9 protein-coding genes are annotated in these 14757 nt (G+C 43.7%); 7 read left to right on the top strand and 2 right to left on the bottom strand.

Features of this window, described 5'->3' with window-relative positions:
* Nucleotides 1–127: 127 nt before the first annotated feature.
* The gene (locus tag PCIT_RS12895; protein WP_010366670.1) at nucleotides 128–2641 is read right to left on the bottom strand and encodes a glycoside hydrolase family 3 protein; all 2514 of its coding nucleotides are present in this window, start codon (nucleotides 2639–2641) and stop codon (nucleotides 128–130) included.
* Between the two features lie 11 nt (nucleotides 2642–2652).
* Entirely contained in the window at nucleotides 2653–3927 is a 1275-nt protein-coding gene (locus PCIT_RS12890) for a sugar MFS transporter (protein ID WP_010366668.1), read from the bottom strand.
* 228 nt (nucleotides 3928–4155) lie between these two features.
* Here PCIT_RS12890 and PCIT_RS12885 point away from each other — a divergent pair, with 228 nt between their 5' ends.
* The 7 genes from PCIT_RS12885 to PCIT_RS12855 all read left to right on the top strand — a co-directional run bounded on the left by PCIT_RS12885 (nucleotide 4156) and on the right by PCIT_RS12855 (nucleotide 14711).
* Nucleotides 4156–5487 carry a GH1 family beta-glucosidase gene (locus PCIT_RS12885; RefSeq protein WP_010366665.1) on the top strand — a complete coding sequence of 444 codons (1332 nt, stop codon included), beginning with the start codon at nucleotides 4156–4158 and terminating at the stop codon, nucleotides 5485–5487.
* A gap of 25 nt (nucleotides 5488–5512) precedes the next feature.
* Entirely contained in the window at nucleotides 5513–6844 is a 1332-nt protein-coding gene (locus PCIT_RS12880) for a glycoside-pentoside-hexuronide (GPH):cation symporter (RefSeq protein ID WP_040698271.1), read from the top strand.
* Between the two features lie 57 nt (nucleotides 6845–6901).
* On the top strand, nucleotides 6902–7906 hold the full coding sequence (locus tag PCIT_RS12875; protein ID WP_010366661.1) for a LacI family DNA-binding transcriptional regulator: 1005 nt from the start codon (nucleotides 6902–6904) through the stop codon (nucleotides 7904–7906).
* Nucleotides 7907–8177: 271 nt separating this feature from the next.
* Entirely contained in the window at nucleotides 8178–11135 is a 2958-nt protein-coding gene (locus tag PCIT_RS12870; protein WP_010366659.1) for a TonB-dependent receptor, read from the top strand.
* A gap of 57 nt (nucleotides 11136–11192) precedes the next feature.
* A complete protein-coding gene (locus PCIT_RS12865; protein WP_010366657.1) occupies nucleotides 11193–12899 on the top strand; it encodes a tryptophan halogenase family protein in 1707 nt (568 codons plus the stop codon).
* A gap of 12 nt (nucleotides 12900–12911) precedes the next feature.
* Nucleotides 12912–13661, top strand: a complete 750-nt coding sequence (locus tag PCIT_RS12860) for a SapC family protein (RefSeq protein ID WP_010366655.1) — start codon at nucleotides 12912–12914, stop codon at nucleotides 13659–13661.
* Between the two features lie 9 nt (nucleotides 13662–13670).
* Nucleotides 13671–14711, top strand: coding sequence for a cupin-like domain-containing protein (locus PCIT_RS12855; protein ID WP_010366653.1), 1041 nt, complete (start codon nucleotides 13671–13673; stop codon nucleotides 14709–14711).
* Nucleotides 14712–14757: the final 46 nt, after the last annotated feature.

Below are 14757 nucleotides of genomic sequence, written 5' to 3'. Positions count from 1 at the left end.
ACTCATTCCTTGAATATGAATTAAATGATTGTATGCACTGTTATATGCACAATGTTTAAGGTGAAGTGTTGCGAGCCAAGGGCTGCAACACTCTATTAATTACTCCCGTGTCTGTCGGGCAGTAGTATTACGGGCAATGATGCATTGGGTGCGCTTTTGGTCGCGTGTGTACTAAACGAATATTGGCGAGGCTTATGGTCGTATCGACTTCAGCGGCAATCGCAAATGGGCTAAACACGCTGGCAAACGCGGTTACATGACTAAAGCATTTGGTACTCACTGCCGTACTTTGCCATTGATCAATAAGTTCAGTATTTACGACGTTTGCAAGGGGAATACCTCGGCTACAGTTTTCGTCGCAGTTAACGCCGAACTTGGCGGTAAATCCCGCTTTATTTGATACGTTAATGTCAAACATTAAGGCACTGCTTGGCGCGGTATAGTCACGCAAGTCTTCAGGAAAAACATGACTAATAGCGACTTTCGCAGGTTGTACCTGTGAAAACGTGATCTGACGCGCATCTTCTTGCACGTTTTTGTCGATGGTTCTAACTTGAATCGCGTCAAGTGTCACTGCGTTGCTACTCATCTGCTTACGTTGTGCTTGGCTCACAATGTTGAGCGTCCACGGGCTTTTGACAGTGCCTTGCAAAATAGGATGTATTTTTGGCTCCGTTGTTAGGTCTGCTATGGTGCTATCGAGGTGGGGCACTTGCACATCATCGCGATATGTTAAGCCATACCCAAAGGCAAATAGGGGGGTATAGTGGGCGTCATGCACATTCAGGTGGTGGTCGGTTACGTGTGCGGGCCAAGAAAACGACAGCTTACCCGTAAAGTCGTAATTGATTTTTCCTGTTTTGGTTTTAAATAATACATCCGCAATCGCACTGCCTTCTGAGCCTGGCAACCAAGCGGCAACAAACGCATCTGAATGATTAAGTTCAGGGTTTACCCATAATGGTCTACCAGATAAAAACACCGAGACAACTGGCAGCCCTTGTAATTTAAACTTTTTCAGTAAGGCTAAATCTCGTTTATTGGCTTTTTGATACTCCAAGCTATTTAAGTCGCCGTTGCCTTCTGCGTAAGGGTTTTCACCAAACACCATGATCACCACATCTGGGCGCGTGCTGAATTCGCCATTTGGGCTTAGTGTTACTTTTCCACCTGCGGCACTAACATGTTGTAGTACCCCGTCATAAACAGAGCTGCCACCAGGGAAGTCTTCGTTGGTATTGCCTGTGCCTTGCCATGTAATTGACCAGCCTCCTGATTGCTTTGCGATGTTATCGGCACCGTCACCTGCAAGAAGTATGTTGCTACTTGGTTTTAGCGGCAGTATTTGCTGGTTGTTTTTTAGCAGTACTAAGCTTTCTCTTACGGCTTGCTTAGCGACTTTTCGATGCTCAGCATGACCAATTAAATGCTGTTTTCCTGCTAAAATTCGCTTAGCTGGGCTGGGTTTTGTAAATAAGCCTGCACGTATTTTTACTCTTAGAATTCGGGATACGGCATCGTCAATGCGTGTTAATGCAATTTCCCCCTGGCGTACTTGCGCGATAGTGTTTTGTAGCAGAGGCTTCCATGCTTTGGTCGGCACCATAAACATATCTAGGCCTGCATTGATACTTTGGCTGCAGCTTTCATTGCTGCACCCTTTAACTTGCCCGTGGCCGTTCCAGTCACCAACCACAAAGCCATCAAAGCCCATTTTTTGTTTTAATACATCGGTGAGCAAATATTTATTGCCGTGAATTTTATCACCATGCCAACTATTGAATGACGCCATGACGGTTTGCGCGCCAGCACTTAAACCATGGACATAGCCTTGGGCATGAATATCAAATAAGGTTTGTTCGCTGTCGATATTATTACCTTGGTCGTCACCCCCAACGGTGCCGCCGTCACCCAAAAAGTGCTTTACAGTACTAATGACCTGTTCATCACCTAAAAAATTGCTATTTGGTTTGCCTTGTAAGCCCGAGACAATGGCTGATGCATATTGGCCCACAATAACGGGATCTTCAGAATAGCCTTCATAGGTTCTGCCCCAACGGTCGTCACGCACTACGGCAACCGTGGGGGCAAAGACCCAGTCAATTCCGGTTGCCATCACTTCTTTTGCGGTAATTTGGGCAATCTGTTCGATCAGGTTAGGGTTATTTGCCGCGCCTAGCCCAATATTATGAGGAAATAGCGTCGCGCCAATGACATTATTGTGGCCGTGTACCGCATCAGTTCCCCACATGGTCGGTATTGTGCTGCCATCTAAGCTGTCGTCTATGGAAGCTTGGTACATTTGCTCAGCCAGATTAACCCAATCAGCTGCACTGGCGTGTTTGTTGTTATTGGGAAAAGCACCACCCCCATTAAGGTATGAACCAAACCCATAGCGGCGCATATCTTCCACAGTGATATCGCGAATTTCTGGTTGGATCATTTGCGCGACTTTTTGCTCTAACGTCATTTGGGCGAGTATAGATTCTACTTGCTGCTCAACGTCAGAGTTTGTAGCAAGTTTATAGTGCAAAGTCGGCCATATACTGGATTTTTCCGCTGTTTTTGATTCATTTTGTGTACAACTCAGTGTTGATAGCGACATTAAAAGTACACTGATATAGTGAAGTGGTGTTGTCATTTTTATTCCAATTACTTAGTAAACCGAGAGAATTTTTGTGCCGTCGTACCCTTTAAACCGTAGTAGGCGATGTATAAAAAGCACAGTAGTGGCAATATGAAAGAGTGCTGTAATCCAATCGCATCAGCTAAAACACCCTGCAATAAAGGTAAAATAGCGCCACCTACAATGGCTAAGCAGAGAATGCCAGAGCCTTGGCTGGTGAGTTGCTTTAAAGAGTTGATTGCAAGGCTAAAAATAGTAGGAAACATAATGGAATTACACAGGCCAATCAGTAACATAGCCCACATTGCAGATTCACCATTGCCGAGCATGGCGAATAATAGTAACGCTGAACCTGCCAATGCATTGAATACCAGCACGTGTGCAGCGTTGACTTTTTGCATGACTGCTGCGCCAATGAACCGACCTACCATAGCACCCCCCCAAAAATAGGCTATTAGGTGGGCAGCTTCTGCTTCCTCAAGTGCTGCAATATTATCTAATCCAATATAGTTGATCAGAAAACTGCCAATACTGACTTCAGCACCAACGTACAAAAAGAGGGCTATTGCCCCGAGCGATAAGTGCTTATATTGGAGCACTTCAAACCGATTTTCCTGAGTTGAGTGTTCAGTGTTTGGCTGCGCTGCATTTAATGTGGGCAATTTGAGTAACGAAAATATTACCGCAAGAATAAATAAAGTACCCGCAAGGATTAAATAGGCCGTTTGCACAGAGCTTTGGTCTGCTCTGCCATCGCTTGCAGAGATCCCCGCGGATAAAATCATGGTACTGCCGAACATAGGCGCCACGGTTGTACCAAGTGAATTAAATGCTTGTGTCATGGTTAATCGTGACGAGGCCGTTTTGCTATCACCTAAAATACTGACAAAAGGATTGGCAGATACTTGTAAAATAGTGATCCCTGAGGCTAATACAAATAACGCCCCCAAAAACAAACTATATTGCTTTAAAGCGGCCGCGGGGTAGAACAAAGTACAGCCTATGCCGGCAATGATAAGGCCTAATACAATACCTCTTTGAAAGCCTAATTTTCCGATCAATCTGCCCGCAGGCAAAGAGACGATAAAATAGGCGCTAAAAAAGCAAAATTGTATCAGCATCGCTTGCGTATAACTTAAGGAGAACATGGCTTTTAAATAGGGAATTAAAATGTCATTGAGGCAGGTAATAAACCCCCACATGAAAAAGAGTGTGGTTAATGACCCTAACGCAAAGCGGGTATTTTGACTTCCACTTGGAGCATGATGCTCTGAATGGGTGCTGATGGGTATGCCTGCCATAATGACTCCTATACAACCTGTTTCGTGCCGTTGATTTGTTATTCTCGTTTTAAATTTCTTGACCAAATGATGCTTAACGATTAACTTTAGTAAAAATGTAAGCGCTTTCATTTATAGCACACCAATTAACTAAAGCAACCTCGTTTTAAAAAAACAGCTGCTACATTGTGTGATGTAAATGCAAAAAGTTGCGCTAAATAGACAGCTCAAAACAGATAGGACGGCACAATGACGCAGTTAACTATTCCAGACAATTCTAAGATGAACGACTGGCAGTTTATTTTTGGTGTGGCAACGTCTGCTTTTCAAATTGAAGGCCAGTCAAGTACAAGGCAAGCAACCATTTGGGATACGTTTTGTCATACCTCTGGTGCCATTGTGGATGGATCGAATGGGGACGTTGCCTGCGATCACCTTACCCACTGGCGTGATGATGTATCGTTAATCGATAACTTAGGAGTTGGCGCTTATCGGTTTTCGGTATCGTGGGGCAGGGTGCTAAACCATGATGGTTCAGTTAATACCAAAGGGATGCAGTTTTATCTTGATTTATTAATTGAGCTTGAAAAACGCGATATCAAAGCCTTTGTTACCTTATATCACTGGGACTTGCCACAAGCGCTAGAAAACAATGGGGGGTGGTTAAACAGAGAGACGGCCTATGCGTTTGAGCAGTATGTTGATGTGGTAAGCAAAGCGTTTAAAGGTAAAGTATATTCATACGCAACATTAAATGAACCTTGGTGCAGCGCGTATTTAGGGTATGAAATAGGTATTCATGCGCCTGGCATATCAGGCAAGCAATACGGTAAAAAAGCAGCACATCACTTGTTACTAGCCCATGGTCTTGCCATGCAAGTATTGCAAAAAAACAGCCCCGAAAGCCAAAATGGCATAGTCCTTAATTTTAGCCCTTGCTTTGCTGCGAGCGCCAATCAAGCTGATATAAACGCAGCAATGCTTGCTGATCAGCATTTTAATCATTGGTATATTAAACCCTTGCTTGAGGGTAAGTACCCTGATGTTATTGACGCGCTAAGCCCTGAACATCAACCAGATATTAAAGTCGGTGATATGGATATTATTGCAGCCAATTTAGATTTTTTGGGTGTGAACTATTACAGTCGTTCGGTATATCGCAGTTGCGAACAAGAAGACTTTAAATTAGTGGCTCCTGCAACATTCAGTGTGACTCAAATGGGGTGGGAGATTTACCCACAAGGCTTAACTAAATTGTTGATTGATTTAAATCACCACTACACTTTACCCCCCGTGTATATCACAGAGAATGGGGCGGCCATGAATGACGAGCCGATGCAGGGGCAAATAATCGATTTAGACAGAGTCGCTTATTTTAATACGCACCTTGCAGCGGTAGACACTGCAATGAAGCAAGGTGTAGATGTTAGAGGGTACTTTGCATGGAGCCTAATGGATAATTTTGAATGGGCTGAAGGCTATGAAAAACGCTTTGGTATAGTTTATGTCGATTACCAAACACAACAACGCACGTTAAAAGAAAGCGCTAAACAATACAGGAATATGCTGCTCAACAGATAATAATGCATTCGCGAGGTGACGCATGATACTAACAATAAAAGAAAAGATAGCGTACGGATTAGGTGATACAGCAAGTAACCTTATCTTCCAAACAGTGATGATGTTTCTATTGATTTTTTATACCGATGTTATGGGGATTGATGCCGCATTAGTGGGCACATTATTTTTGGTAGTTAGGATATTTGATGCCGTTACAGACCCGTTAATGGGGGCTTTAGCTGATAGAACACACACCAAATATGGGCAATACCGGCCTTATTTATTATGGTTAGCAGTGCCATTTTCAGTGATCTGTATACTGGCATTTACCACACCTGATTGGCCCTATGAATTTAAAGTGGCTTATGCGTTCGTGACATACGCGTTACTTATGCTGGTTTATACCGCAATTAATATTCCTTATTCAGCGTTGGGTGGCGTGTTAACCGTTGACCCAAAAGAGCGGGTGTCTTTGCAATCTTATCGCTTTGTGTGTGGCATGTTAGGGGGGCTGATCATTGCCGCAGGTACTATGCCGCTGGTGGAGCTGCTAGGTGAAGGCAATCAACAAAAAGGGTATCAATACACCATGGCTGTAATGAGTGTATTGGGCTTAGTGTTGTTTATATTGTGTTTTTTGGGCACCACTGAACGTGTGCTACCCCATCAAAAAAGAGTAACAAAGGCGTCGGTTTTTTCAGACTTTAAGTTATTGGCTAAAAATGATCAGTGGCAGTTACTGTCGTTTGCTGGGCTGTGTTTATTAACAGGCCAAGTGTTGAAAGCCTCATTGGCTGTGTATTTTGTAAAATACTATTTAGAATTACCAGATCTGGTAACGCACTTTGTGACCCTTGGCATGATCATGAGTATTTTAGGGTGTGCATGTTCCAGTTGGCTGGCTAATAGGGTGTGTAAAGTAAAGGCCTATGTTGCACTGCAACTGATCAGCGCACTGTTATGCGCACTGGCTTATTGGATACCTAAGGAACAGTGGCAGTGGGCGTTTGTGATGTTTGCATTGTGGAGCTTCTTTTTGCAAATGGCAACGCCAATTTTATGGGCAATGATGGCCGATACCATTGACTATGGGCAGCTTAAAACGTCACGAAGGATCACTGGTATGGTCTATTCATCGGTGGTGTTTTTTATTAAACTGGGTATTGCACTGGGAGGCGCGATTGCAGGGTGGCAATTAAGTTATTATGGCTATCAAGCCGATGTTGCGCAGTCACATGATACTCAGCAAGGCATTGTACTGAGCTTTACTCTCTTACCGGCGATTGGCTCGCTTGTCGTCGCGATGATCATGACACGCTATAAATTAAACGCGGGTGAAATGGCACATGTACAAACCCAGTTGTGTAAAATAGCGTAATAAAAATAGCAGCTTAGCAATTGGCTAAGCGAAGAATAAGTAAAACGAGGATGTTTAATGGCGACAATTTATCAGGTGTCTGAACTCGCAGGTGTGTCGTTGGCAACAGTTTCTCGGGTGATGAATAATAACGCACGAGTGAGCGACAAAACCAAAGAGAAAGTACTCAGTGCAATGGCTGAATTGGGTTATCAGCCAAATGCGATCGCCCAATCTTTGGCGTCGAATTGTTCGAATAGTGTAGGTGTGCTGGTGTCGGAGTTACATGGCCCATTTTTTGGTGACATGATGAGCGCCATAGAGCAAACACTGCGCGGTGAAGGCAAGCATGCCATTATTGCCTCGGGCCACTCGAATGCCGACACAGAGCAAGCCAGTATTGAGTTTTTAATTGGCCGGAAATGCGATGCTTTAATACTGCACGTTGAAGCGGTCTCTGACGCGTACTTAATCGACTTGGCAGAAAAAGGCGTGTCTTTTGTATTAATAAACCGCTATATAGAACAAATATCAAGCCATTGTATTTGTTTAGATAATCAGCAGGGCGGTTACCTTGCTACGCAGCATGTTCTAGATTTGAAGCACACTCAGGTGGCCTATATCAGCGGCCCAAGTTGGAAGCAAGATGCGCAAGCGAGGTTGAACGGGCATAAGTTGGCGTTGCAAGATGCCGGCATCTCATTTGATAGTGAATTGGTATTTGAAGGTGACTATCAACAACTGTCTGGCAGTGCTGGGTTAGATGCTTTACTGGCAACAGACAAGGCATTTAGTGCGGTGATTTGCGCGAATGATGAAATGGCATCGGGCGTGATGACCCGTGCGCGTGAGCTTAATTTAGATATTCCTGAACAACTCTCTATTGTCGGGTTCGATAATATTATTTACGCCAGTTACTTGTACCCAACGCTCACGACGGTGGACTATCCTATTTTTCAAATGGGAAAAATGGCGGCGAACTACATTTTAGCAAAAACATATGATAAATCGGGCTTAGTATTACGAGATGTGTTTGTGCCAAAGCTTGAGATCAGAAAATCCAGCAAAGAGTTTGCTAAGTAATTGGAAATATTAAATTTAAATTAATAGTTACGCAGTGATTTTTAGTCTGTTAATGGTTGCACAGCAATAAAAAAACCAATTTAGTTGTGGTTTAGTTAATAAACAGTTGACGCAGCAAATATAATATTCTAACTTTAAATGTAAGCGCTTACATTTAATAAAACACAATAACGTAATTGAGCGTATAACTCAGTGCTTTATTTGCAAAAGTGGTTTTTGAGCTACTTTTACACATAAGCACTAAACATATGGTGTGGTCTGGGGACATTCTATGAAAACCAAGCAATTCAATAAATCGGTGTTAGCAACGAGCCTGTCGCTCATTCTCAGTGGTAATTTAGTCTCGTTGGCTAACGCTGCTGAAGAAGAAAAAATAGAAGTGATTGAAGTCACAGGGATAAAAGGCAGTTTAATCAAATCAATGGATGTAAAGCGCAGTGCAACGGGTGTGGTAGATGCCATCACTGCTGAAGATATTGGCAAGTTCCCAGATGCAAACCTTGCAGAATCTTTGCAACGGATCACCGGGGTATCTATTGATAGAAGTAATAACGAAGGAAGTAAAATAACGGTAAGGGGTATGGGCCCTGAATTTAACCTCGTCACTTTAAATGGTCGCCAAATGCCAACTGTTGGAGGTCGCTCGTTTGATTTTGCAAATATTGCGACAGAAGGTGTCAGCGCGGTTGAAGTCTATAAAACCACGAAAGCCGATTTACCCAGTGGGGGCATTGGCGCAACAGTGAATATGATCACTGCTAAGCCGCTTACGTCACCAGGGTTAAAAGCGTCGTTGGGGTTAAAAGGGGTGCTTGAAACGTCAAATGAAACAGGTGATGACCTTACCCCAGAAATTTCGGGTATTTTTAGTAATACGTTTATGGAAGATAGGCTAGGCGTTTTGTTGTCGGGTTCATATCAAGACCGCAATAATCGTGAACAAAAAGCTGCCATTGATAATTGGATCCCCAATGTAAACCTTGCCGCATCCCCTAATTTGGCATTAACCGACAATAATCAGCGTGCGGATGGCGCGACTTGGTATCCGCAAAACTCAGGCTACTCGATTAACGATAACGAACGTACCCGTGTTAATGGTCAGCTGGTTTTACAATATGCCGTAAACGACGACATTGAAGCAACGGTTGACTACACCTATTCAAAACTCGAGTTTGAGTCAAATCGAAATGGGTTTGGTGTGTGGTTTAACAATGGCGGTAATGTAAAAAGCGCCACCATTAACGAAAATGGTACTTATACCGATGTAGCTGAAATTGGCGGCGATTATGCCACGAATTTAAGCCGTGCTCAGTATGAAAATGAAAACAAGTCTTTGGGTTTTAACCTAACTTGGCAAGCCAGTGATGCCCTAGAACTGCAATTTGATATGCATGACTCATCGGCCACCAATGGCGGAGCAGGTTTAGGTTCTGATGCGTTTTTGATTATTGGTAATACGTTTTGTGGTTTTTGTGCAGACTCTGGGCCTGAGTTTGGCCCAAATACCGCCAACATTAATATTAAATCGAATACCGTTGATGGTAGCGGGATCCCATTATGGGGGCTAGATTTAATTGATGGGCAGGGTCAGCCTCAAGCTGAGCTTACGGGCGCTGATATTGGTTCATTGTTTGGTGCTGTCACAAACGACACCAGCGAAAATGACATGCAGCAGTTTCAGTTAAAAGGTGAGTGGGTAAATCAAAATGATGGCTTTGTGAACAAAGTGAGTTTTGGTGGCGCGCATACCAAAATGGAATTTAGGCAAACCAAAGCCTTTTCGCAAAACTTACCAGCAGGCTGGTGGAACTGGTCTGCGGTGCATTTCCCTGATGATATGTTTGAACGGGTGGGTATAAATTCATTACTCGATGGCTTCTCAAACGGCAATAATAAAGCCATAGACTACTATGTCACGGCGGATTTTGATTCGGTGTTGCACTTGTTTGAAACCATTGAAGATACCATTGCACCAGATATATACAATTCAGGTTGGCCAACCGATGTAAATGGCAAGTTTCAATCAGGCCCCATAGATAACGACAGCCGTGTTGAAGAAGTCACAACGGCCTTGTATACCCAAGTAAGCATGACGTTTGATGTGAATGATATGCCATTAAATGTACTGGTTGGTTTGCGCTATGAAAAAACGGAGGTCACCTCTGCGGGTTTAGAGCGCCCCGCGGTGTCGATGGAATGGGTGAATGGTAATGAGTGGGAATATGTGTACGCCACCGATCAGAGCTTTTCGCAAGGTGAAGGTGAAACCGAAGAGTTACTACCCAGTGTCGATATTGACTATGAAATTGTTGATGATGTGATTTTACGTGCATCTTACTCGCGTTCACTCACTCGCCCATCAATTGACGCGCTAGGCTCTACTAAAAACTTCATTGGTAACCCAAAAGTTGGGCAACGTAAAGTGGAAGTGGGCAACCCACAGTTACAGCCTTATGTCGCTGATAACTATGACCTATCAGCTGAGTATTATTATGAAGAAGGCAGTTATGTCTCGATAGGGTATTTCAATAAAAAAGTAGATAACTTTTTAGTGAATGTAACCACCAACGAAACCATTGCAGGGCTAACCGATGCGTTTATTGGCCCTCGCGCCGAGCAAGCACGACAAGAGCTGATCGCAGAGGGCATTCAGCCTTCAGATCAGGCTATTCACGACCGTATTAACCAAAATATGGGCCGTGATGCTGGAACGCGAATAGCGGGTAATACTGATGATCCGTTAGCAAGTTTTGCGGTATCTCGAGATGTAAACCTACGCGCATCGCGCTTGTACGGGTGGGAGTTTGCTGTTCAGCATATGTTTGGTGAATCTGGGTTTGGCTTACAAGCCAATGCCACGAAAGTCAGCGGCGATGTTGAAGTAGACCGAGATGTGGTTGACCCACAATTTGCGTTAGTCGGTATGAGTGATTCCGCTAACTTTTCGGCAATATACGATAAAGACGGCTTATCGGTCAGGCTTTCGTATAACTGGCGCGATGAATTTCTATCGGGCTTTGATCAGCATTCATCACCAGTATTTACCGAAGCATACTCGCAGGTCGATTTAAATGTGAATTACCAAGTGACCGATCAGCTGGTGGTGTTTTTTGAAGGGTTAAATATTACCGAACAGACGCAGCGTGTATATGTGCGTTACCCAGAGCAGTTTTTAAATGGGGCGCAATATGGTGCTCGCTATAATATTGGCGCCCGCTATACTTTTTAAATAATTGATTTGGAAAGTGTGTTTAAAAATAAACGGCTGTATCTGTGATACAGCCGTTTGTACGATAAAGCACGCAATGCAGCGACACCTATCTTGGTTAAGTTAAGGTTGAAAAGTGCGGTTGAAAGTATGGTTGAGAATATGGGTCACAATACGACGGCTAAAACATCGGGCGACAGTGCATCAGACGACAGTACATCAGAAAATAGTGCGTCAAAAAATAGTGCATCAAATAGCACGGTGACACGCATTGTCATTATTGGTGGGGGCAGTGCAGGGTGGTTAACCGCGGGCGTTATTGCCGCCCATCATGGCGAGCAGGTGCACGTTACGCTCATAGAATCAGCGAATATAAAAACCATTGGTGTAGGTGAAGGCACATGGCCTACGATGCGAGACACACTGCAAAAAATTGGCATAACTGAAACAGACTTTATGCGCAGTTGTGATGCATCTTTTAAGCAAGGTTCTCAGTTTATCAATTGGGGGTCGAGTCAGATGCCTGACAATTATTATCACCCCTTCTCGTTACCCGCAGGGTATATTCAAGGTCACTCAGCACATGTTCCAAGAAGTTCAGATCTGAGCTTTGCCCATATGCTGTGCCCACAAGCAACATGGTGTGACGCCAAATTAGCGCCCAAGCTGGGCAGTGACAAAGAATTTACAGGCCAAGGCAATTATGGCTACCACTTAGATGCAGATAAATTCGCAAAACTTTTAAAAAAGCATTGCACTGAGCAATTACACGTCGCGCATATTGTGGATGAGGTGATAGGGGTTATTGGACAATGCACCGATAACATTGAAGGCGTGAGCACAACAACACACGCTAACGTGATGGGAGATTTATTTATTGATTGTAGTGGCGGCGCTGCACTACTAATTGATAAACACTATAAAGTACCCTGGTTGAGTCAACAGCAGGTGCTAAAAAATGACTCAGCGGTCGCGGTGCAAGTGCCTCACAAGAGTAGTGAGTGCGATATAAATTCTTGCACACTTTCTACGGCACAAACTGAGGGGTGGATATGGGACATTGCGTTGCCTACACGCCGTGGTATTGGTTATACGTTTGCCAGTGAGTTTACCAGTGAGCACATCGCCAAGGCTGCGTTGTTAAACTATATTAAAAAACAAGGGTTAAGCAAGCCTGATGCTGAGGCTATTCGCACAATTAAGTTTAACCCCGGGTATAGGCAAACACTTTGGTATAAAAACTGTGTTGCAGTGGGGATGTCGGCCGGATTTTTAGAGCCTTTAGAGGCGTCTGCATTGGTTATGATTGAGTTAAGTGCCGCGTATATTACTGAAAACTTACCGCAAAACTCCATACATATGGAAACGGTCTCAGCGCGCTTTAACCGAGAGTTTAGCCACCATTGGCAAAGTGCGGTGGCATTTTTAAAATTGCATTATGTGCTGAGCAATCGGGCTGACAGTGAATACTGGCAAATTATGCGCTCACAAGGCATACCGCAAAACCTGAGTGAACTATTGGCATTGTGGCGTTATCAAGTCCCTAAGCATCAAGACTTAACCCATAGCAACGATATATTTTCGGTAGCAAGTTACCAATATATTTTATATGGCATGGGCTTTGACACAGCCATAACACAATCGGTTTTACCTACGCATTCAGAGGCACTTTTTAAAGATATTCAGTTAAGCGTAAATCGCTTTGCTGAGCACGGTAAACAGACCTTACCCACAAACCGAGCATTGCTTTTAAATATTAAGAACCATGGAATACCAAAAATATAAACAGAGGTGACAATGAGCAAAGTTGAGCTAGTTAATAATAAAGATCATCACAAAATTAAAGTAATGACCCATCGAAGTAGCCAGTTTGGCGATAATGTGAGTATTACCGGGGTATTCCCCAGCGAGTTTGTGCAATTGCAAAATGAGTACGTGATTTTTTTCAAAAAGAACGCACAAACAGGATTGTTCCAGTCTGTGGTTTTATTGGGGTTTGCTGAGGGAGAAAACTTATATTTAGAAAACGACAATTGGATGGCCGAGTACATGCCATTGTCGATATTACGTGCGCCGTTTTTAATTGGATTCACAGAACACATAAATAACGGTGTGCCCGAGCAAGTCGCGGCAGTACATATTGATGTAGCGCACCCCAGAGTAAATTATGAACACGGTGAGCCGCTATTTTTAGAGCACGGCGGTAACAGTGAATATTTGACTCAAATAAACAGTGTTTTACAGGCCATTCATCATGGTCATGCTGACGACGAAGCCTTCATGCAAAGCTTACTTAAATATGAATTGTTGGAAAGTGCCACCCTTAAAGTAGGATCAGATACCTTAACTGGCTTGTACACCATCAATGAAGATAACTTACGTCAGTTAGACGCAAGTGCCCTTGAAGCGCTGCACCAAGTAGGTTATTTACAGCATATTTATATGGTGATGGCGTCTCTTGGTCAGTTAAAAAACTTGGTCAATGTAAAGTTGAACCAAAACCAGCAGCAAAGCGAGCACCAAAGCCCACCGCAAAGTGAAGCTTAAGGGCACTAAATGAACCGCGTACTTACTTTTGAACTGCCTGACCAAACGCAAATTTCGTCGTTAATTACTGAGGTAACGCAGCGACAAAGCCAACCTATTTTATTTAAAGGGGTGGCGCACAGCTGGCCTATTGTTCAAGTGGCAATACACTCTGATGAGGCATTTTTTGATTACATCGCTCAATTTGATGCAAACGTGCCAGTATTTGCCTGCTGGCTGGCGGCAAAGTATAACGGCCGATTTTTTTACGATGACAGCTTAACCAAAAAAAACTTCACACAAAGTAAAACCACACTGGCTGAGATTGTTCGCCATTTAAAAAATCAGACCTCGGTTCAAGAAACAACCCAAACGACAGACACCGTGTATATGGGCTCTACCACGTTAGAGTATTGCTTGCCCGGCTTAACTGCACACACCCCATTTAATATTGCACATGCAGACAGCCATAAACACGACAGCGCATTAACCAGTTTGTGGCTAGGGGGCAAAACTAAAATTGCAGCCCATTATGACGTGCCAGATAACTTAGCCTGTGTGGTGGCGGGTAAGCGCCAGTTTACCCTGTTTGCGCCTGAGCAAATTAAAAACTTATACCCAGGTCCCATGGATGTAACGCCTGCTGGGCAGGTGGTGAGTTTGGTGGATATAACCGACCCCGATTTAATGCGGTTTCCGCGCTATAAAGAGGCGCAAACTCACGCTTTTGTATGTGATGTTTATCCCGGTGATATGCTCTATATTCCTAGCCTATGGTGGCACCACGTTGAAGGTAAGAGCAATGTCAATGCGTTGATCAACTATTGGTGGCGAGATGTGCCCCGCCATTTAGGTATGCCCAGTGATGTATTAACCCATGCGTTATTATCATTAGCCCAGTTACCTGCACACGAAAAAGCCGCTTGGCAAAGCATATTTGATCACTATATTTTTAATAGTGAAGATAAGCATACCCATATTCCAAATGATGCTAAAGGCCGGCTGGCAGCCATGAACCCCGCACAATCAATGGCCTTGCGCGTTGAACTGATCAATTTACTGAATAAGTGAACCCATTGACGCAAACAGCAACTTGTTGCTTATTTATACATTAAAT

The sequence above is a fragment of the Pseudoalteromonas citrea genome (assembly GCF_000238375.3).
GTDB lineage: Bacteria > Pseudomonadota > Gammaproteobacteria > Enterobacterales > Alteromonadaceae > Pseudoalteromonas > Pseudoalteromonas citrea.
Note: the sequence above shows the minus strand (reverse complement) of the source record. Positions and strands in the feature narration are given on the sequence as shown.